This is a genomic window from Thioalkalicoccus limnaeus, assembly GCF_041197575.1.
Taxonomy (GTDB): Bacteria; Pseudomonadota; Gammaproteobacteria; order Chromatiales; family Chromatiaceae; genus Thioalkalicoccus; species Thioalkalicoccus limnaeus.
Genome location: NZ_JBDKXB010000011.1, coordinates 75,097 through 93,793 on the forward strand (window position 1 = coordinate 75,097; position 18,697 = coordinate 93,793).

The 18,697-nt window shown below is 64.0% G+C and carries 21 protein-coding genes; 11 read left to right on the forward strand and 10 right to left on the reverse strand.

Annotated elements, in window-relative coordinates:
• Positions 1 to 33 precede the first annotated feature (33 nt).
• The 6 genes from ABC977_RS10120 to ABC977_RS10145 form a co-directional block, all read right to left on the reverse strand.
• Complete coding sequence (locus ABC977_RS10120) at positions 34 to 471, reverse strand: ACT domain-containing protein (RefSeq protein ID WP_369667136.1); 438 nt, start codon at positions 469 to 471, stop codon at positions 34 to 36.
• Between the two features lie 203 nt (positions 472 to 674).
• Positions 675 to 2,033 carry an alginate export family protein gene (locus ABC977_RS10125; RefSeq protein WP_369667137.1) on the reverse strand — a complete coding sequence of 453 codons (1,359 nt, stop codon included), beginning with the start codon at positions 2,031 to 2,033 and terminating at the stop codon, positions 675 to 677.
• Entirely contained in the window at positions 2,023 to 2,193 is a 171-nt protein-coding gene (locus ABC977_RS10130) for a symporter small accessory protein (protein ID WP_369667138.1), read from the reverse strand. The genes ABC977_RS10125 and ABC977_RS10130 overlap by 11 nt, the downstream gene beginning before the upstream one ends.
• 29 nt (positions 2,194 to 2,222) lie before the next feature.
• Positions 2,223 to 4,064 (reverse strand): sodium:solute symporter family protein, encoded by a 1,842-nt coding sequence (locus tag ABC977_RS10135; protein ID WP_369667139.1) that lies wholly within the window; start codon positions 4,062 to 4,064, stop codon positions 2,223 to 2,225.
• Positions 4,065 to 4,319: 255 nt separating this feature from the next.
• Entirely contained in the window at positions 4,320 to 4,865 is a 546-nt protein-coding gene (locus ABC977_RS10140; RefSeq protein ID WP_369667140.1) for a cytochrome c3 family protein, read from the reverse strand.
• Between the two features lie 48 nt (positions 4,866 to 4,913).
• Positions 4,914 to 5,768, reverse strand: coding sequence for an NAD(+)--dinitrogen-reductase ADP-D-ribosyltransferase (locus tag ABC977_RS10145; protein WP_369667141.1), 855 nt, complete (start codon positions 5,766 to 5,768; stop codon positions 4,914 to 4,916).
• A 523-nt stretch (positions 5,769 to 6,291) separates the two neighbouring features.
• On the opposite strand from ABC977_RS10145, the gene nifH reads away from it, so the two are divergent.
• The 6 genes from nifH (at position 6,292) to ABC977_RS10175 (ending at position 11,757) form a co-directional block, all read left to right on the forward strand.
• Entirely contained in the window at positions 6,292 to 7,164 is an 873-nt protein-coding gene (gene nifH, locus ABC977_RS10150; RefSeq protein WP_369667142.1) for a nitrogenase iron protein, read from the forward strand.
• A gap of 128 nt (positions 7,165 to 7,292) precedes the next feature.
• Positions 7,293 to 8,759 carry a nitrogenase molybdenum-iron protein alpha chain gene (gene nifD / locus ABC977_RS10155; RefSeq protein ID WP_369667143.1) on the forward strand — a complete coding sequence of 489 codons (1,467 nt, stop codon included), beginning with the start codon at positions 7,293 to 7,295 and terminating at the stop codon, positions 8,757 to 8,759.
• Between the two features lie 112 nt (positions 8,760 to 8,871).
• On the forward strand, positions 8,872 to 10,443 hold the full coding sequence (gene nifK, locus ABC977_RS10160; protein ID WP_369667144.1) for a nitrogenase molybdenum-iron protein subunit beta: 1,572 nt from the start codon (positions 8,872 to 8,874) through the stop codon (positions 10,441 to 10,443).
• Between the two features lie 56 nt (positions 10,444 to 10,499).
• Complete coding sequence (gene nifT / locus ABC977_RS10165; protein WP_369667145.1) at positions 10,500 to 10,718, forward strand: putative nitrogen fixation protein NifT; 219 nt, start codon at positions 10,500 to 10,502, stop codon at positions 10,716 to 10,718.
• Positions 10,719 to 10,827: 109 nt separating this feature from the next.
• On the forward strand, positions 10,828 to 11,022 hold the full coding sequence (locus tag ABC977_RS10170; protein ID WP_369667146.1) for a 4Fe-4S binding protein: 195 nt from the start codon (positions 10,828 to 10,830) through the stop codon (positions 11,020 to 11,022).
• Positions 11,023 to 11,055: 33 nt separating this feature from the next.
• A complete protein-coding gene (locus ABC977_RS10175) occupies positions 11,056 to 11,757 on the forward strand; it encodes a dinitrogenase iron-molybdenum cofactor biosynthesis protein (protein WP_369667147.1) in 702 nt (233 codons plus the stop codon).
• 15 nt (positions 11,758 to 11,772) lie between these two features.
• Here the strand turns inward: ABC977_RS10175 and ABC977_RS10180 are convergent, their stop codons facing one another.
• Positions 11,773 to 12,462, reverse strand: a complete 690-nt coding sequence (locus ABC977_RS10180; protein WP_369667148.1) for a phosphatase PAP2 family protein — start codon at positions 12,460 to 12,462, stop codon at positions 11,773 to 11,775.
• A gap of 77 nt (positions 12,463 to 12,539) precedes the next feature.
• On the opposite strand from ABC977_RS10180, the gene ABC977_RS10185 reads away from it, so the two are divergent.
• Together ABC977_RS10185 and ABC977_RS10190 are read left to right on the forward strand one after the other, a co-directional pair.
• Entirely contained in the window at positions 12,540 to 13,073 is a 534-nt protein-coding gene (locus tag ABC977_RS10185; RefSeq protein ID WP_369667149.1) for a Slp family lipoprotein, read from the forward strand.
• Positions 13,067 to 13,672 carry a Slp family lipoprotein gene (locus ABC977_RS10190; protein WP_369667150.1) on the forward strand — a complete coding sequence of 202 codons (606 nt, stop codon included), beginning with the start codon at positions 13,067 to 13,069 and terminating at the stop codon, positions 13,670 to 13,672. Before ABC977_RS10185 ends, ABC977_RS10190 begins: the two co-directional genes overlap by 7 nt.
• 166 nt (positions 13,673 to 13,838) lie before the next feature.
• On the opposite strand, the gene ABC977_RS10195 is transcribed toward ABC977_RS10190, so the two are convergent.
• From ABC977_RS10195 to ABC977_RS10205, 3 genes are all read right to left on the reverse strand, one after another.
• Complete coding sequence (locus ABC977_RS10195; protein ID WP_369667151.1) at positions 13,839 to 14,285, reverse strand: SufE family protein; 447 nt, start codon at positions 14,283 to 14,285, stop codon at positions 13,839 to 13,841.
• Positions 14,263 to 14,592, reverse strand: a complete 330-nt coding sequence (locus ABC977_RS10200; RefSeq protein WP_369667152.1) for a HesB/IscA family protein — start codon at positions 14,590 to 14,592, stop codon at positions 14,263 to 14,265. The genes ABC977_RS10195 and ABC977_RS10200 overlap by 23 nt, the downstream gene beginning before the upstream one ends.
• Positions 14,593 to 14,681: 89 nt before the next feature.
• Positions 14,682 to 15,344, reverse strand: coding sequence for an LON peptidase substrate-binding domain-containing protein (locus ABC977_RS10205; protein WP_369667153.1), 663 nt, complete (start codon positions 15,342 to 15,344; stop codon positions 14,682 to 14,684).
• Between the two features lie 382 nt (positions 15,345 to 15,726).
• Between ABC977_RS10205 and ABC977_RS10210 the strand changes: the two genes are divergently transcribed.
• From ABC977_RS10210 to ABC977_RS10220, 3 genes are all read left to right on the forward strand, one after another.
• A complete protein-coding gene (locus tag ABC977_RS10210) occupies positions 15,727 to 16,539 on the forward strand; it encodes a UDP-2,3-diacylglucosamine diphosphatase (protein WP_369667154.1) in 813 nt (270 codons plus the stop codon).
• A 67-nt stretch (positions 16,540 to 16,606) separates the two neighbouring features.
• Entirely contained in the window at positions 16,607 to 18,118 is a 1,512-nt protein-coding gene (gene lnt / locus ABC977_RS10215; protein ID WP_369667155.1) for an apolipoprotein N-acyltransferase, read from the forward strand.
• Between the two features lie 63 nt (positions 18,119 to 18,181).
• Positions 18,182 to 18,697: a hypothetical protein gene (locus tag ABC977_RS10220; RefSeq protein ID WP_369667156.1), complete on the forward strand. Its 516-nt coding sequence runs from the start codon at positions 18,182 to 18,184 to the stop codon at positions 18,695 to 18,697.

Genomic DNA, 18,697 nt, shown 5'->3' on the forward strand with positions numbered 1-18,697 from the left:
TCCCGCCGCTGGCGCGCGATCGGCCGCGTGCCCTCAGGAGACGAAGCGAAACAACTCATCGCCATTAACCACCTTGAGGCCTGCGTTTTTCAGGACCTGGATCGCCCGATCCGGATCCTCGAAACGGAAGATCAGCATCGCCTCGTCGCCGCGTCGCACCGAGAAGGCATACATGTACTCGACATTCAGATCGGCGCCTTCTAGGACCTTCAGGACCTCGGCCAAGCCGCCGGGGCGGTCCTGGACGTCGACCGCGACGACCTCGGTCAGGCTGACGACCCAGCCGGCCTGCTCGAGGACCCGTTTGGCCTGGTCCCATTCCTGAACGATCAGGCGCAGGATTCCGAACTGGGCCGTGTCGGCGAGCGACAGGGTCAAGATATTGATCCCCGCGGCGGCGATCGCCTCGAGCGGCGCCCCGAGGCGGCCGGGACGATTCTCGAGAAACAGGGAAAGCTGTTGGAGCTTCATGATCGAATCATCTCCTGACGATAAGGAAGGATTCAAAACAGGTCGTGCGATCTGGTCGTCCATCTTCGGGTTGGGCAGCGTGAAGCCGGCCGTTGTGTCCTCCGCTCGTTGTGGCACCATTTGGCCGAAAACGAGCTCGGCCCCGACCATAGCACGAGCGGGCGTGGGCCGCGACGGTGGAGCGCCGCGACCCGGCGCATCGGTCACCAGGCCAGCATCACCTCGGCGCGGAGGAACAGGCTGTCATCGCGCCGATGGGCGGCGTAATAATCGCCCGGCGCGAAGTACTCGGCCACCAAGTGGCCCGACAGATGTCGGTTCAATCGGGTCTTGGCCCAAGCGGCCCACAGATGACCGCGGAAGGTTCCGTCCTGGCTCAGGTTCGCCAACTGAGCGGCGGTTCGCGTCGATTCCTGGTCGGCCCAAAGGGCGTTGTAATCGATTGTGACCTCGGTCGTCGCGTGGGGTTTGATCGCCCAACCGACATTGAGCCGATGCAGGTTGGTCGCCTCGCCGACCCGAGTCTCGAGCGGCCATTGATAGATCATCAGCTCGCTCCATTGAGGCCAGCGGCCCCACAATGGATCGAAGGCCTCGTTGTCGCGGGTGCCGGGCTTGTCCCCGGAGAGATACTCGTACCCCAAATGTAGCCGGTTGGCCAGCGGATCGGCGAAGGCATAGGTCGCACGGCCGTTGAACCCGAAGGCCGAGACGTCCCGATCATTGCGGTCACCCCATTGGCCCGCCGCCTCGGCTCGGACTGTCCAGTTCGGCGCAAGATCGCTGTTCACGCGCGCGCCGATCGTGTTGACGGTGCCGTCGTCCGGTGGTGACGGGAAGGGTGCGCCGTTGTTGACGCGGATATTGCCAGGGGTCCGGTTCGGGTCATTGCGTTTTTGGATGAAATACAGGTCGAATTGCGACTCCGGGACTAGGGTGTCGTTGCGCAGATAGAGGATCAGGCCCCGCTCGTCCTGTTCGGTCTGATCCTCGACCTCGCCGTTCAAGGCCTGGGGGAAACGGCCGGTGTCGGCGCTCTGATCCAGGTAGATCAGCTCCACCGTGGTGCCGAGGGATTCGGCGCGATAGGTCGCACGGATCGCATCGAAGTAGATGGTTCGGGAGCCGTCGATCGGCGAACCATCCAGCACCAGCCAGCCGTTTCCGAGGATGATGTCCTGGCGCCCGGCCTTGACCGACAGCGGCGAACCGCCGATCTGCTTGAAGTTCACCAATAGCTGATCGAACAGGATCCCGCCGCTGTACCAGTCGTCGAAGGCTGCGGGCTGGCCATAGTGACGACCCTCCCACATCAAGCGCGCGCTGGCCTCGAACCAGTCGTTCGGCGCGGCCTGGCCCCACAGACGCGCCCGGTAGCGCTGGAAATTGCGGTCAGCCGTCGGGCTGTTCGCATTCAGACCGACGTTGTCGATGTAGATCTGGCGCAGCCGCAGATCGGCACCCCAGTCGAGGCCATCGCCGGCTGGTTTGGCCGCGACGGAGGTCAGACCGAGCGCCGCGGTCAGCGCCCCGCACAGCATGAAAGGGTACTTAGCGTTCATCTTCGATCCTCTTCTCTTCCAGTGCCCACACACGATCCTCGACCGTCAATTCGTCCGGGGCCGCGTTGCGGCGGATCAGGCCATAGACCAGGCTGACGGCCGTCATGACGAAGCAGCCGAGATAGGCGAGCAGGACCCAGGGGTCGTCGATGCCAAACATGGATGTTCTCCTGATATCGAGGCGATGACTCAGCGCTTGGCCCGTTCCGGAAAGCACCGATCCAAGTGACTCGTCTCGGGTGGTCGGGTCACGGCGGTGACGAGGATCAGGGTCAAGGCCGACAGCGGCAGCGCGACCAGCACCGGGTCGACCGATGGCCAGTTCGGGTAATCGGCGAGCAAACTGGTCTTGCCGTCCGTGAAACGCTGGACGAGACCGATCGCGCCCGCCTCGCGGGCCTTGATGAAGGCCAGCCAGAACAGCGAGGTGATGGCGCCGACGAACATCGAAGCCAGGGCCGCAGTCCGGGTCACGCGTCGGAAGAAGAGCCCGGCGACGTAGGCCGGCAGGAACGAGGCCGCGCACAGCCCGAAGAAGATGGCCGTGAACCGGGCGATCACATAGTCCTCGCGGATGTTGTAGCTGATGGTCACGGCGACGATCAGCCCGAGCACGATCGCCAGGCGCATCACGAGGAGGCTAGGCTGGCTGCCGGAGGGTTTGCCGGAGAGGCGTTCGTAGAGGTCGCGTCCGGCGCTCGTGCCCATCGTGTGGAACTGGCTCGATAGGGTGCTCATGCCGGCCGACAAGAGCGTCATGAAGAAGAGCACCCCGAACCAGCGCGGCAAGGCTTCGGTGATATAGGTCGGGATGATCTTGTCGGGCTCGCCGCGGGCATAGACGATTGCTGGGGCACGGCCGCTGACCAGCTCGAAGACCTCGCCGTTCGCATCGGTTGCGATCTGCCTCTCGGCGATCTGCAGTGGTGCGCTGGCCGGCTGGCCGGTCGTCGCGCTGATCACGGTCTCCCAGCCGCCCTGTGGCGTGGGACGCATCAACTCGACGAGCGCGCGATCCTTGTCCTCGTTCAGGATCTCGATGACCTGGCCGTGCAGCGGTGTACCATGCTGGGCGAACCAGGCGTTCGAGAGGCTGCCGACCGTGAAGGGGACGCCGGTCATCAGCAGGATGAAGACCGCCCCGATCGGAACCGCCCGGTCGAGCTCGCGGCGGCTGCGGACCGTCATGAAGCGCACGACGAGCTGCGGTTGGGCCAGGACGCCGATACCGACGCCGAGGATGATCGCCGTCACCACGGTCCACCACATGTCATAGGTGGTACTACCCCAGCCGAATGCCGGCATCGAGGTCCAGCCCTGATGGCCGATCGCCTGCAGCGATGCCGGTACCATATCGGCCATGTCGGTCAGCGATTGGTTCGCCTCGGTGATGCCACCCAACACCGTGAAGGTGAAGATGACGAGCACCGCCATGCCGAAGATCATGATCGCGCCCTGCAGCGCATCCGTGTACATGACCGCCTTGATGCCGCCCGGTATCACGTAAGCCGCGGTAATGACGGCGAAGACCAGCAGCGCGACCTCGAACTCGATGCCGAATTGGGCCGCGGCGAAGACGGCACCGCCGGTCAGGACCGCGGCGGCATAGAGTGGGATGAACAGAAAGATCAGGCCTCCGGCGAAGAGCTGGATGCCCTTGCTCTGATAGCGCAGACCGAGCAGTTCGGGAAAGGTGTGGGCACCGAGGTGATGGCCGATGCGCCGCGTCGGTTCGCCGAGCACGGTAAAGGCGATGAAGATGCCGATCCCGACGTTCATGACGGTGAGCCACAACAGGCTCATTCCGAACAGACCCGCGACACCGCCGAAGCCGACGATGGCGGCGGTCGAGATGAAGGTCGCGCCGTACGATAGCGCCATGATGATCGGGTGGGCATTCCGCCCACCGAGCAGGAAATCCGCGCCCGACTTGGTGCCTCGATAGGCGATCCAGCCCAAGTAAACGGTCGCGGTCAGGTAGAGCAGGATGACGACGATGTCGATCCACTCCACCGAGGATTGGCCAGGCATAGGGTCCCCTCCCGTCGTGACTCTCGTTGTTATTGCCCGAAACGGGCCGCGCGAGGATACCCCAACTTTCTGGACGTTTCTTTAGACCTACAGCAGGAAAATGACGATTTTTCGACCAGGCCTACCTGTTGAATGCGGTCGGACTCTCTGAGGATCGGTGCCTTGCCGCCCGGCGCGTTCGGCATCGCCGATGTCCTGATCGAGGCCGTGGACCGCTCGGCCCCGGCCGAGCGGTTTCGGCTGTCGATAGGGCTCTCAGGACCCGGATGGGGTCGGTGGGGCGAGTCGGCTATCGAGGTCATGGTGACCGACCTTCGGATGACAGGTCACGCACGCCATGGCCTCGGGGTCGGCGAAATAGAGGCTATGGATCGGGTAATGCGGATTGGTATCGCGATCGAGCTCGGCGTGGCACATCAGGCAACCGGAATCGAAGACGAATCGAGCACGGTCTTCGCGCTTGGCTTGCCAGTCGATCTTGTTCAGGCCGATGCTGTAGGTCACTTGTCCCCAGCCCGAGTGCAGGCTCGTCGCGACCTTGCCGATCAGATGATTCCGCGCCGAGTCGTGCGGCACATGGCAGTCGGTGCAGCGCGCGGCGAGCCCTTGATCGTTGTTGCCGCCATGGACATCCTCGCGATAGGCCGCGACCAACGGGGCCATGACGTGGCACGAACCACAGAAGGGCTCGCCGGAGGTCGCGTCCAACGCGGATTGGGTCACGACCCAGGAGGCCGCCATCAGCAGCGGAATCGCCGCCAGGACGACTAACACGAGAAACAGGATCATCCATCTACGCATTGAATCAAGCCTCCAGGATCACCGTCTTCGGCGCGTCGCGCGCCGGCGTTACAGGGTGCTGATGCCAACCTCGTAGACGCCCCCGATGACGACGAACTCGTCTTCGCCCTTCAGAAGCCCAGGCAGCAGCCGGTTGAAGAAAAAGACCTTCGGCAACGGGATCTGCGCCTCGAGAATGTAGTCGCCGAACTCATCGGCCCGTTCCCGATCGCTGGTGAACGAATTGAGATTGTTCAGCAGGACGCGATAGCGCCCTCCGGGGCCGCGTCCGAGAATCTCGTGCTCGTCGATCCGGTTGATGCCGCGGAACAGGGTCAAGTGCTTGCGCGGTGGGTCGAGACGGAAAAGCTCATATTGGCAATAAGTGTAGAGCAGATCCAACTGGGCCTCGAGCGCATTGGTCGCATAGAGACCCCTGGCCCCGGCCGCGAGATAACGCTGGTAGGCGTCGCTGCCGGGTTTGTGCAGACAGCCATTGTGATGGCGCGCGAGCAGCCCGAAGCGGGTCTCGACCCAATGCTTGAGCACCGCGCCTTCGCGTCCATCCGAGTCGAACGACCAGCCGCGGACCTGCCGCAGGTAATTCGCATTCGCACGTTTCTTCTTCCGACCGGGGGTCAAACCGGCCTCCTCGAGCGCCTCGAGACAGAAATGCACCGTCATGTAATGGCCGAAGCGCTCGGCGCGTTCGCGGTGATCGGTCGCCTCGGCCAATTGGTCGAACAGCTTGGCGTGGAAAGCGCGCACGCCATCGATCTCGAGCGGCACCGGATGGGCCTGATAGGTCAAGCTGCCGAGGATGACCGGGGGCAGGTTGCAGCGGTTCAGCGGGAGCCGGGCCGAGGCCGGCAGCGAAGGCGCGAGGATCTCGGGGACGGGTTGCCGGGGCGGTGGGCTGGTCATCGAGCGTGGCGATGATGGCTGTGTGTATCGAAACCACCATCATGCCCCAATGGCGAACCGATCGGAACCCCGTCTGCGGCGGGGCCGGTGATGGACGCTCGGCCGCGATCAGGTGCCGTCGATCGGCAACGCGTCGTTCGCTGTCATCCAGCCCCGGCTGACCGGGCCTGGGTCTGTCGCGGTCCGGACAGCCGACAGGGCATTGTCGGCTTTGCGACCAGTGCCGATCCAGCTGGATCTTCGCGCCGAAGCCCTTGATGCAGCAGCCTTCAAGGACCCCACTGCCCTCGTCGGCACGATCCGAGGCCAACCAGCCTGGCTGCCGCGATGGCCGACCCGATCGAGCTCGCCTGGATCCCTTCATGGTCTTGCAATGCGTTGATTAAAAATCTTTTTTTATCGCTTTTTTCGGTTTTGGAGGCTCGCCACGCGAGCCCCGCCTAAATCATGGCATGTGGCTTGCTTAAGCTGGTTGAGGCAATTTGGTCCACCGCTGTTTCAGCGAACACGAAGGAGATATCCCATGGCACTGCGTCAATGCGCCATTTATGGCAAAGGCGGAATCGGCAAGTCGACGACCACGCAAAACCTGGTCGCGGGGCTCGCCGAGGCCGGTAAGAAGGTCATGATCGTCGGCTGCGATCCGAAGGCCGATTCGACCCGTCTGATCCTGCACTCGAAGGCCCAGAACTCGGTCATGGAGCTCGCGGCCGAGGCCGGCAGCGTCGAGGATCTCGAGCTCGAGGACGTGCTGTCGGTCGGCTACGCCGGCATCAAGTGCGTCGAGTCCGGCGGTCCGGAACCGGGCGTCGGCTGTGCCGGACGCGGTGTCATCACCGCGATCAACTTCCTCGAAGAGGAAGGGGCCTACGAGGCCGATCTCGACTTCGTCTTCTACGACGTGCTCGGTGACGTCGTCTGCGGCGGCTTCGCGATGCCGATCCGCGAGAACAAGGCGCAAGAGATCTACATCGTCGTCTCCGGTGAGATGATGGCCATGTACGCGGCGAACAACATCTCCAAGGGTATCGTCAAGTATGCGAACTCGGGCGGCGTGCGCCTGGCCGGACTGATCTGCAACAGCCGCAACACCGACCGCGAGGACGAGCTGATCGAGGCCCTGGCCGCGCGACTTGGAACCCAGATGATCCATTTCGTGCCGCGCGACAACGTCGTTCAGCACGCCGAGATCCGCCGGATGACGGTCATCGAGTACGACCCCAAGTGTGCCCAGGCCGACCAGTACCGCGCGCTGGCCAACAAGATCATCGAGAACAAGAAGTTCGTGATCCCGACACCCTGCACGATGGACGAGCTCGAGGAGCTGTTGACCGAGTTCGGCATCATCACGCCCGAGGACGAGAGCATCGTCGGCAAGAGTGCCGCCGCGGCCTAGCCAGGCTTCGGACGATCCTGGAACAGCGTCGTATGTCGCCCCGGCCGAACGCGGTCAGGGGTGGAATGGGTGTTCAACGTGCGACCGTCGGCGAATGGGCCGCGGCGCCGGAATGAGGTAACGCCATCATGGCAGCATTGAGTCGCGAAGAGGCCCAGGCCCTGATCGAAGAGGTCCTCGAGGTCTATCCGGAAAAGGCCAAGAAGGACCGCGCGAAGCACCTGGCCGTCAACGATCAGTCGATCGAGCAGTCGAAGAAGTGCATCATCTCGAACCGCAAGTCGCTGCCCGGGGTCATGACGATCCGCGGCTGCGCCTACGCCGGTTCCCGCGGTGTGGTCTGGGGTCCGATCAAGGACATGATCCACATCTCGCACGGTCCGGTCGGGTGCGGACAGTATTCGCGCGCTGGGCGCCGCAATTACTACTCGGGCCTGACCGGGGTCAACACCTTCGGCACGATGAACTTCACGTCCGATTTCCAGGAGAAGGACATCGTCTTCGGCGGCGACAAGAAGCTCGACAAGCTGATCAGCGAGATCGAGACCCTGTTCCCGTTGAGCCGCGGGATCAGCGTCCAATCCGAGTGTCCGATCGGCCTGATCGGCGACGACATCGAGGCCGTCTCGAAGAAGAAGGCGAAGGAGCTCGACAAGCCGATCGTGCCGGTCCGGTGCGAAGGCTTCCGCGGTGTCTCGCAGTCGCTCGGTCACCACATCGCGAACGACGCGATCCGCGACTGGGTGCTGCCGAATCGCGACGGCCAGGCCTTCGAGGGCACGCCCTACGATGTCGCGATCCTCGGTGACTACAACATCGGTGGCGATGCCTGGTCCTCGCGGATCCTGCTCGAGGAAATGGGGTTGCGCGTCGTGGCCATGTGGTCCGGCGACGGGACCATCGCCGAGATGGAGCTCACGCCGAAGGTCAAGCTGAACCTCGTCCATTGCTACCGCTCGATCAACTACATCACGCGGCACATGGAGGAGAAGTACGGTATCCCGTGGATGGAGTACAACCTGTTCGGGCCGACCAAGATCGCCGAGTCGCTGCGCAAGATCGCGGCCTTCTTCGATGAGACGATCCAGGAGAACGCCGAACGGGTCATCGCCAAGTACCAGGCCGAGTACGAGGCCGTGGTCGCCAAGTACCGGCCGCGCCTCGAGGGCAAGAAGGTCATGCTCTATGTCGGGGGTCTGCGTCCGCGGCACATCATCGGCGCCTACGAAGACCTCGGCATGGAGGTCGTCGGCACCGGCTACGAGTTCGCACACAACGATGACTATGATCGGACGATCAAGGAGATGGGCGAGGCGACGCTGCTCTATGACGACGTTACCGGCTACGAGTTCGAGGAGTTCGTCAAGCGCGTGAAGCCCGATCTGATCGGCTCGGGCATCAAGGAGAAGTACATCTTCCAGAAGATGGGCGTCCCGTTCCGTCAGATGCACTCGTGGGATTACTCGGGTCCGTATCACGGCTACGACGGCTTCGCGATCTTCGCCCGCGACATGGATATGACCGTGAACAATCCGTGCTGGAGCAAGATGAAGGCGCCTTGGCTGACAACCGAGACCACGGCACCGAGCGCCTGATCAACTCGCTGCCGATCCCCGGCTCGACCGCCGGGGATCGGCCGACGAACCCGATTCCCATCCCCCTTTGCGGCTTTTGTCTGCGAATTGGCAGCGAGCCGGGAGCACACCCATGAGCCAGACCGTCGACAAGATCAAACCCTGCTATCCACTCTTCCTCGACAAGGACTATGCCGAGAGCTTCAGGGCCAAGCAATCGCAGTTCGAGGAACGCCCGCCCCTGGACAAGATGGAGGAGGTGTTCCAGTGGAGCACGACGCAGGAATACCAGGATCTCAACTTCCAACGCGAGGCCCTGACCATCAACCCGGCCAAGGCCTGTCAGCCGCTCGGGGCCGTGCTGTGCGCGTTGGGCTTCGAGAAGACCCTGCCCTATGTCCACGGCTCGCAGGGCTGCGTCGCCTATTTTCGGACCTATTTCAACCGCCATTTCAAGGAGCCGATCGCCTGTGTGTCCGACTCGATGACCGAGGATGCGGCGGTGTTCGGTGGCCAGAAGAACATGTTCGATGGCCTGGAGAACGCCCGCGCGCTCTATAAGCCGGAGATGATCGCCGTCTCGACGACCTGCATGGCCGAGGTCATCGGCGACGATCTCAACGCCTTCATCGGCAATGCGCGCAAGGAAGGACACATCCCCGAAGACTTCCCGGTTCCGTTCGCGCACACGCCGAGCTTCGTCGGCTCGCACACGACCGGCTGGGACAATATGTTCGAAGGCATCATCCGCTACTTCACGCTGAACGAGATGGAGGACAAGGCGGTCGGCAAGAGCGGCAAGATCAACCTGGTGCCCGGGTTCGAGACCTACCTCGGCAACTATCGCGTCATGCACCGCATGATGCAGGAGATGGGCGTCGACTATAGCCTGCTGTGCGACCCGACCGAGATCTTGGATACGCCAGCCGATGGCGAGTACCGGATGTACGACGGCGGCACCAGCATCCCGCAGGTCAGGGAGGCGCCGAACGCGATCGACACGCTGCTGTTGCAGCCCTGGCAGCTACCGAAGACCAAGAAGTTCGTCCAGACGACCTGGAATCAGCCGGCGAGCGCGATCAACATCCCGATGGGGCTCGAGTGGACCGATGAATTTCTGATGAAGGTCTCGGACTTGACCGGCAAGCCGATCCCGGCGTCGCTGGCCAAGGAGCGCGGCCGCCTCGTCGACATGATCACCGATAGTCACACCTGGCTGCACGGCAAGAAGTTCGCGCTCTGGGGCGATGCCGACTTCGTGCTCGGGCTCGTCAAGTTCCTGCTGGAACTGGGCGCCGAGCCGACGCACATCCTCTGCCACCATGCGAACAAGCGCTGGAAGAAGGAGGTCGAGGCGCTGCTCGCCAGCTCGCCCTATGGTGTGCATGGCAAGGTCTACATGGGGGCCGACCTCTGGCACATGCGCTCGCTGGTGTTCACCGACAAGCCGGACTTCATGATCGGCAACTCGTACGGCAAGTTCATCCAGCGCGACACCCTCTACAAGGGCAAAGCCTTCGAGGTACCGCTGATCCGGTTGGGCTTCCCGATCTTCGATCGGCATCACCTGCATCGGATGACGACGCTCGGCTACGAGGGCGCGATGTACATGCTCACGACGCTGGTCAATGCGGTCCTCGAACGGCTCGACGAAGAGACCCGCGAGATGGGCGTCACCGACTTCAACTACGACCTGGTTCGCTGACACGGACCGACTCCGCCGGCCGAGCGGTCGGCGGGGTCGCGACAGGAGACGACACGATGCCGAATGTGATGATCCGCCGGAACGAGGCCGGAGGCCTGCTCTTCTACGTCGCCAAGAAGGACATGGAGGAGACGATTGCCTCGGTCGAGCTCGACACCGCGGAGCAATGGGGTGGCGAGGTTGCGCTGACCGACGGCTCGCGCTGGTACATCGACCCGATCAGCCCGCCGCCGGCCTTCCCGACCACGCTGCGTTTCAAGCGGGTCGAGGCCTGAACCCGGACCCCGGACCCACCGTCGGCCCGGCGGACACGGCCCATCGATGGTCGCGTCCCGGGTGCGGCGGTGCCGACTCGTTGAATTTCGTTCTACAGGAGACGCCACCATGGCCCTGCAAATCATGCGCGATCTGTGCACCGCGTGCGGCGATTGCGAACCCCTATGCCCGACTCAGTCGATCAGCCCCTTCAAGGGGGTGTACCGGATCGAGGCCAGCACCTGCAACGAGTGCGAGGGCGAATCCGATGTCCCGCAATGTCTCGACGCCTGCGCCGAGGACGATTGCATCGTACCGGCCTGACCGAGCTGATCCTGCCCCCAGGGGGAACCGATCATGACCTATCCCGAGATCTCGGCCGACATCGCGTTGCGCATCGCGCTCGCGGCACGGGCCTTGCCCGACACGGACCCGGCGCGGCTTCTCGATGTGCTCGCCGATGCGATCGGCCTGCCGCCGACCGAAGCGCGCCTTGCCCAGCTCACCGTGAAACAGTTGAAGACGGCGGCCGACGGCGAGCTCGGTGAGCTCGACCCGGCCCTGTTGAAGGGCGCGCTTGCGTACCTCAAGGGCGAGGCGGTGGCCAACAGCGCCCCGCCGCCGCCGGTTGAATCCGAGGAGGCGGTGCCGGACGCGATCCGTGTCGCCTGTGCCTCGAATGGCGGGGCGTCGCTCGATGGACACTTCGGCTCTTGTCGCCGCTTCCTGATCTACCAGGTCTGGGCCGGTGGCCACCGGCTGGTCGCGACCCGCGAGGTCGGCCAGCCGGCACCGGGCGAGGACAAGAACGCCCACCGGGTCGAACTGATCCGCGACTGCCAGGTGCTCTATGTCGCGTCGATCGGCGGCCCGGCCGCGGCCAAGGTGGTCAAGGCCGACATCCATCCGATCCAGTTTCCCGAGGGTGGCCCGGCCGTCGAGCGGGTCCTCGCGCTGCAACAGGTCCTCGCCGATCACCCCCCGCCATGGCTCGCCAAGCACATGGGTCGTACCCCGGCGGAGCGGACCCGCATCGCACTGGAGACCGCAGACACCTGAGCGATGGGGTCATACTCAGTCGCGGCCGTCGGGGCTTCGCGCCCTGGCGGGCTGCGAGTCGAGCAGGTCCTTGAGGATCAACGACAGGATCAGGACGATGAAGAAGGACACCAGGACGTCGCTCAGGTAATGCCCCCCGCCAGCGATCCTGACGACGCCGACCAAGCCCCCGTAACCAATCGTCACCAAGAGCCACAGATTGCGCCAGCTCGACGCGAGCAGCGCTGCGGCCATCCAAAAGAAGGCCGCGGCGGCGTGGCCGGAACTAAAGGAACCCCCCTGTTGGTCTGAGATCACGAAGGCCGGCGTAAAGGTTTTGGTGCCGCCGAACTGTTCGATGTTCGCTGGTCGCGCGCGGCCCCAGTGATCTTTGAGCAGCGCGTTGACGACCAAGCCGGGTCCGAGGGCTAGCACGAGGAGCAGGAAGGCCAGCCGACGGCCGCTCACGCCCCAGACAGGTCGACGGCGCAGCCAACCCAGGCCCCAAAGTGCCACCAGGGTCAAGCTGCCCCACAGGGTCAGCCATTCGGCCGAATGGTAAACGAACCGCTCGACCGGCGTGCCGCGAAAGGTGAAGCCTTCGTCCGGCGTGTAGAATAGCCCTGACACGAAGAGATCGATTTCGGGGAAACCGAGGAACAGGACCGCGGTGGCCGCGAAGGCGATCCAGATCAGAATGGGTACGCGCAACAGTCTCTCGTTCATGGATCCGTGGTGGGGCGATGGTGCGCTGCGGCCGGTGATCGCTCCGATGGCGGGTCGAGGTTCCGAGGTATTGTGACATGATGCGTTGGAGATGGGCCCTGATTCTGGTGGCGGGCGTGGTCGCTGGCTGTGCCACCGCGGTGCCCGAGGCGATTCGCGAACCACCGAGCGCGTCTCCGTCCGTCGCCGACGTGCAGCGATCGGCCCCGGGTTTTCTCGGCCAGCGGGTGCGCTGGGGAGGCACCATCCTGGCCGTGCGCAATCGTCCAGAGACCACCGAGATCGAGATTCTGGCGCGGCCGCTGCGCGGCAGTGGCGAACCCCGCGATGCGGCGGGCGGCGAAGGGCGCTTCGTCGCTGAGTTTGCCGGGTTTCTCGATCCGGCCGAGTATCCGGAAGGCCGTCGGTTGACCGTGACCGGGCGTTTGGCGCGGCTCGAGGCCGGTGCCGTGGGCGACTTCCGTTACCAGTTCCCGGTCGTCGTCGTCGAGGCCTCGCATCTGTGGCCCGAGCCGGTGGAGGCGGTCCTGGTCTCGCCGAGTCCGCTTTGGCATCCCTGGTACGATCCCTGGACCTTTCGCGCGCACCGGCCGTGGTTCGGGCCATGGTGATCGGTACAAGATGCACCGGCGGCGGCACGGATCTCGTCGGGACGCGCCGTGCCCGCGGGTTCGTTTCGTGGCGTTGGCTCGGCGTGGCCTTGCTGGCCGCCGCGTTACTCTCATCGCTCGGCTGCGCAACGACCCAGTGTGCACCAACGGTCGGTGCTCGCGATCCGACACCGGCGCAGGCCGCCGCGATCGATCATCCGATGCATGCCGATAGCCTGGTGCAATGGGGTGGTATCCTCGTCGATGTGCGCCATCGTTCGGACCACACCGAGCTCGAAGTGCTTGCCTATCCGCTCGACCCCTGCGGCCGACCGCGCGTGAGCGAGGCGCCCGTTGGCCGTTTTCTCATCGTCCGGCCGGGCTACCTCGAAACGGCCGATTTGGCGCCTGGGCGCCGAGTCACGGTGAGCGGCCCTCTGCTAGGCTCCCGTGACGGCCAGATTGGGGACGCGCCCTATCGCTTCCCGCTGGTCGAAAGTCATCAGCCGCATTTTTGGCCCGAAGATCGGCGACGCCAATCGAGCGTGAGACCCTGGGTCAGCATCGGTATCGGGTCCGGCGGTCGCGGCGTCGGGGGCGGCGTGGGGATCTCGCTGTGATCACGAGCTCACAATCGTCCGGATCGGCGCGATGAACCCTGCACTGGTCGATTGCCAATCGGTCGTCCAACGCCGTGGGGGTTGAAGGATGCCGACCCGCGGTGGTTTGATTGGGTCCTGAGTAGCGTGCGCGTTCGGATTTGGCGCGATTTCGTCACTGATGCCGTCAGCCGGCGAATGCGCGGGCCTGGTCTTTCATCTTACCGACGATCGCGTAGACGCCGACGTGCCGGTTTGGACTCAAATGCTCTTCGAGGCGCAGCCCGCTGAACAGTTGGTCGACGTCCAGTCGCTCGACTTGGCTTGGTGTCTTGCCGGAGAAGAGCTCGACCAAAAGGGCCACGACGCCCTTGATGATCGCGGTATCGCAGTCGCCGTCGAAGCGCAGCCGTGGGTCGCCGGCACCCATCGGTCGTGCGACGATGTGGACCAGACTCATACATTCATGGACGCGATTGCGATCGAGTTTGTCACTCGCCGGCATCGGCGGCAGCCGCTCACCGAGCTCGACGAGATATTCGTAACGCTGATCCCAATCGCCGAGCAGCTCGAAGGCCGCGACGAGCTCGTCGATCTCCGCGAGCCCGTCACTATCCGACGCTGAATGATTCACCGCAGCCACAGGTATCCTTGACGTTTGGATTGCGGAACTCGAAGCCCTGATTCAGCAGGCTCGAACGGACGAAATCGATCTCCATGCCGTCGATGCGGGTCAGACTGACCGGGTCGACGACGACCTTGATACCGTGGCTTTCGAACACGGCATCATCATCCGCGACGGCATCGGCATAATCGACCTCGTAGGCGAAGCCGGTGCAGCCGGATTTGCGGGTGCCGACTCGCAGCCCGAGCCCTTGACCACGTCTCGCGATCATGTTGGCTACGTGGCGGGCGGCCGTTTCGGTCAGAGTTATCGCCATGTTGCCTATCCTCCGCACAGTCTGGCTAACGTTGCCGTCAAAGTGCCGACATGGTCGCACTGCGCCGGAATTTCAATCACGCGGGTCCGTCAATGCCGGTGTTCGCCGGCCTCCATGCTCGAGGCCGCGGCCATGTCCATCAACCCCCGCATCAGGCGGGCACGATCCTTGAGGTCGAGCGTCTCGATCAGGGCTTGTTTGTCCTCTGGCTCGAGGGGCAGATGTGCGCACAAGAGGTTGACGAGATCCTGGGCGGGCATCCGTTTGACGTCGTCCCAGGGTATCTCGACACGGCGCAGATCACAATAAGCGCGCAACGACGCGAGAAACCCGTCCTGATCGGACCAACCGGTCTCCGGCTCGCGATAGTCGATCGCGAAAGGCCCCCAATCCGGACGCACACGCCGGTAGTCACGACGGGGTTCGAGTTCCCGGTCGACGAGGAAACGACAGACCCCCGTCAACACCAGGATGATCCGGCCGTCATTGGTCTCGCTATACGAGGTGATGCGGCCCGCGCAGCCGACCCGATGCAGCTCGGGCGAATCCTGATCGCCCGTGTCGGGGCGCGGTTGGATCATGCCGATCAACCGGTCGCTCGCCAATGCATCCTCGACCATATTCAGGTACCGCGGTTCGAAGATGTTGAGCGGCAGCTGCACGCCGGGCATCACGACGGCCCCGGCGAGCGGGAAGATCGGCAATTCGGTTGGGAGGTCGGCAAAGTCCGGTATGAAGGGGTTGCGCGGCATGACGAATTCTGGCTCTGGCCTGATCAGGGAATGCTTCGGTCGATTGGCGTTGCCGCCGACCTTCGAAGTCCGCCTTCGCACGACGGCGGACCGGCCGTTGCGGCCCGGCGAGACGGGCCGGGCGAACCAGTCCTGAGCGCGCGGACAGCTCCTAGATGGGGTGATGGATCGAGGTTACCAGGGTGCGCGGATTCGATTCTTCGCTGTCGGGCGGCTGGCGAGCGCCCCGCCGGGAGTCGGACCGCGGCGCGGCCAACGGCACTTCGCGTGCCCGAGCGGGCAGGCTGCGACCGTCGATTCACGACATCTTCACGAAGCCACAACGGCGATGCAACAAAGATTCGGGAAGATAAGGAATCCTGTCCATCGAGGGACCCCGACCATGACGCGGATCGAACGCTCATCTTCACTGCGCTACCGTAGTATCTGGATCTCCGATACCCATCTGGGCAGTCGCGGCTGCCAAGCCGACTTTCTGCTCGATTTCCTGCGCTCGACCGAGTCCCAGAACCTCTACTTGGTCGGTGATATCGTCGACGTCTGGGCGATGCACGGGAGCCTGCACTGGCCAACATCCCATAACGGGGTCGTAGGGGCGCTCTTCGACAAGGCCCGCAACGGAACGCGCGTCGTCTATCTCCCCGGGAATCACGATGAGCTTTTCCGTGCCCACGTCGGGCACGACTTCGCGCGGATCGCGGTCCGCGACGAGGTTATCCATACGACGGCTGATGGTCGGCGTTTTCTCGTAACCCACGGTGATCGATTCGATGGCGTCGTGCAGAATGGCCGCTGGCTGGCCAGGATCGGTTCTCGGGCCTATGATCTGCTGCTCGTGGCGAACCGACTCGTCAACTTGGGGCGACGCCTCCTCGGGCTCCCCTACTGGTCACTGGCTGCCTACCTGAAACACAAGGTCAAGGACGCGGTCGATTACATCGGGCGCTATGAGCGATCCATCGCCGCCGAAGCCCATCGGCATGCCTTCGATGGCATGATCTGCGGTCATATCCACAAGGCGGCGATGCGCGATATCGACGGGATTCTGTACTGCAACTGCGGCGATTGGGTCGAGAGCTGTACAGCGTTGGTCGAACACCACGACGGTCGGTTGGAACTGTTGGGGTGGACGGACGCGGCGCAGGTGTCCTTGACGGCGTGGGAACCGGCTACGGTTTGGGCTCGGGCCAGTTAGAATACCAGGCAAAATGACGGACGCCGACGGCGCTCCGGCGTCCCGATGAGCTTGCTTGGTTTACGCTATGGTCTCGTTGCCTCCGTCCTTGCCGATCGCGGTCAGTCTGGTCCTGGCATTCGTCGCTGGGGCGGCCCTCGTCCTGGCCTTCGCGCCCTTCTCCTGGTACCCGCTCGCTTTTCTTGCGTTGGCCTTGTTCTACCTGGCCCTGCGCGACCGATCGCCGGGAGGGGCCTTCGTCGTCGGATGGGCCTTCGGGCTCGGCCTGATGGGGTTCGGGGTTTCCTGGGTCCGCATCAGCCTGAACGAGTTCGGCAATATGGATCCCGGGATCGCGAACCTCTTGACCGCGCTCTTCGTGGCCGCCATGGCGCTTTACTATGGCATTGCCGGCTGGCTGATCCATCGCCTCGACCGCGGCCCCGTCTGGGTTGGTCCGCTGTTGGTATTGCCCGGTGTCTGGGTCTTGGTCGAATGGCTGCGGGGGTGGCTGTTCACCGGTTTCCCCTGGCTGACGATCGGGTACTCGCAAATCGATTCGCCGTTGGCCGGATTCGCACCGGTCGCGGGTGTCCATGGCGTCAGTCTGGTCGTCGCGATCGGTGCCGGCCTGCTGTGGGGGCTGATGGCCTGGACGCGCCGCTCGCGGATCGTCGCCGCGCTCGGGCTGGGCGGGGTCTTTCTGGCCGGTGCCGGGCTCGCGCAGTTTGACTGGACGCGACCCGCGGGCGCCCCGCTGCGCGCGAGCGTGCTGCAGGCGAACATCCCGCAGTCGATCAAGTGGGATGAGGCGGCGCGCCTGCCGACCATCGAAGCCTACCTGCAACTGACCCGCGATCACCTCGACAGCGATGTGCTGGTCTGGCCGGAAACCGCGCTGCCGGACTTCCTGCATCGACTGCGTGCGCCGATCATCGACCCGCTGTCGACCCTTGCGAATGAGCGTGGCATCGGAATCGTCTTCGGGATCCCGACGACGAGCGAGGATGGCGAACCGCGCTACCATAATTCGCTGGTCAGCATCGGCGGCTCCGAGGATGTCTATCACAAGAGGCATCTGGTCCCCTTCGGTGAGTACCTGCCGTTCCGCCGCTGGCTCGGCCCCGTCGTCGAGTGGTTCGATGTCCCGATGTCCGATTTCAGCCCCGGCCAAATGGTCCGCCCCTTGTTGTCGGTCAATGGGCAATCGGTCGGTGTGTCGATCTGCTACGAAATCGCCTTCCCGGCCGAAGTCATCGAGGCCCTGCCCGACGCCGTGTACCTGATCACCGTGAGCAACGATGCCTGGTTCGGGGACTCGCTGGCGCCGCACCAGCATCTGGAGATCGCCCGGATGCGCGCGCTCGAGACCGGCCGTCCGTTGCTGCGGGCCACCAACACCGGCATCTCCGCGATCATCGATGACCGGGGCAGGCTCGGCGGCGCGGTGCCCTTGTTCGAGCGCGGGGCCTTCAGTGCCGAGATTCATCCACGAAGCGGCGCTACGCCGTTCGTCACGCTGGGCAACGCGCTGGCGATCGGCCTGGCTACCGCACTCCTGCTCGCCGGCGGTGTCTTGTCCCTGCGGCGGCGCAATTAGGCTATGGCAGTTGCTCGCGCTGCCGTTATCATGAGCCTTTAGCCAGTTGAATTGGGGTTTCCTTTGCAGGCGCTGATCTATTTCTTCTTCGAGATGTGCCTCCTGCGTCGTGCACCGCAGGATCTTCCCGCGTCGGAGCTGCTGTTTCGTCTGGTGTTGGCGACGAGTTTGCTGATCGGGGTTCTGGTCGGCGTGATCGCCGGCCAACCACTGTTGGCGGGTGTGATCCGGAGTCTCGCGCAACTACTGCTGCTGTTGGCCGTCTTGTTCGTCGCATTGGATCTGTTCGGTCGGCGGCCCCGATTCTTGCAGACGGCGACGGCGCTGCTGGGCACCGGCGCCCTGCTCGGCCTCCTGGCCCTGATTCCGATCGGGCTTTTGCCGGCCGACTTTGCCGGCGATCAGCTGACACTGGCCGGGCTGGTGTTGCTGGGGATCTTCGTCTGGAGCGTCGTCGTCGCCGGCCATATCGTGCGCCATACCTTCGGTGTCACCTTGGGGCAGGGGGCGGCGATCGTCGTCCTCTACGAGCTGCTCAGCTTCCTGCTGCTCGGCGGCCTCCTCGCCGGCGGCGGTTGA

What these genes read in the sequence shown, in the direction of transcription:
- ABC977_RS10120 (WP_369667136.1), bottom strand. Translation starts at nt 471, where the DNA reads ATGAAGCTCCAACAGCTTTCCCTGTTTCTCGAGAATCGTCCCGGCCGC.
- ABC977_RS10125 (WP_369667137.1), bottom strand. Translation starts at nt 2,033, where the DNA reads ATGAACGCTAAGTACCCTTTCATGCTGTGCGGGGCGCTGACCGCGGCG.
- ABC977_RS10130 (WP_369667138.1), bottom strand. Translation starts at nt 2,193, where the DNA reads ATGTTTGGCATCGACGACCCCTGGGTCCTGCTCGCCTATCTCGGCTGC.
- ABC977_RS10135 (WP_369667139.1), bottom strand. Translation starts at nt 4,064, where the DNA reads ATGCCTGGCCAATCCTCGGTGGAGTGGATCGACATCGTCGTCATCCTG.
- ABC977_RS10140 (WP_369667140.1), bottom strand. Translation starts at nt 4,865, where the DNA reads ATGCGTAGATGGATGATCCTGTTTCTCGTGTTAGTCGTCCTGGCGGCG.
- ABC977_RS10145 (WP_369667141.1), bottom strand. Translation starts at nt 5,768, where the DNA reads ATGACCAGCCCACCGCCCCGGCAACCCGTCCCCGAGATCCTCGCGCCT.
- nifH (WP_369667142.1), top strand. Translation starts at nt 6,292, where the DNA reads ATGGCACTGCGTCAATGCGCCATTTATGGCAAAGGCGGAATCGGCAAG.
- nifD (WP_369667143.1), top strand. Translation starts at nt 7,293, where the DNA reads ATGGCAGCATTGAGTCGCGAAGAGGCCCAGGCCCTGATCGAAGAGGTC.
- nifK (WP_369667144.1), top strand. Translation starts at nt 8,872, where the DNA reads ATGAGCCAGACCGTCGACAAGATCAAACCCTGCTATCCACTCTTCCTC.
- nifT (WP_369667145.1), top strand. Translation starts at nt 10,500, where the DNA reads ATGCCGAATGTGATGATCCGCCGGAACGAGGCCGGAGGCCTGCTCTTC.
- ABC977_RS10170 (WP_369667146.1), top strand. Translation starts at nt 10,828, where the DNA reads ATGGCCCTGCAAATCATGCGCGATCTGTGCACCGCGTGCGGCGATTGC.
- ABC977_RS10175 (WP_369667147.1), top strand. Translation starts at nt 11,056, where the DNA reads ATGACCTATCCCGAGATCTCGGCCGACATCGCGTTGCGCATCGCGCTC.
- ABC977_RS10180 (WP_369667148.1), bottom strand. Translation starts at nt 12,462, where the DNA reads ATGAACGAGAGACTGTTGCGCGTACCCATTCTGATCTGGATCGCCTTC.
- ABC977_RS10185 (WP_369667149.1), top strand. Translation starts at nt 12,540, where the DNA reads ATGATGCGTTGGAGATGGGCCCTGATTCTGGTGGCGGGCGTGGTCGCT.
- ABC977_RS10190 (WP_369667150.1), top strand. Translation starts at nt 13,067, where the DNA reads ATGGTGATCGGTACAAGATGCACCGGCGGCGGCACGGATCTCGTCGGG.
- ABC977_RS10200 (WP_369667152.1), bottom strand. Translation starts at nt 14,592, where the DNA reads ATGGCGATAACTCTGACCGAAACGGCCGCCCGCCACGTAGCCAACATG.
- ABC977_RS10205 (WP_369667153.1), bottom strand. Translation starts at nt 15,344, where the DNA reads ATGCCGCGCAACCCCTTCATACCGGACTTTGCCGACCTCCCAACCGAA.
- ABC977_RS10210 (WP_369667154.1), top strand. Translation starts at nt 15,727, where the DNA reads ATGACGCGGATCGAACGCTCATCTTCACTGCGCTACCGTAGTATCTGG.
- lnt (WP_369667155.1), top strand. Translation starts at nt 16,607, where the DNA reads ATGGTCTCGTTGCCTCCGTCCTTGCCGATCGCGGTCAGTCTGGTCCTG.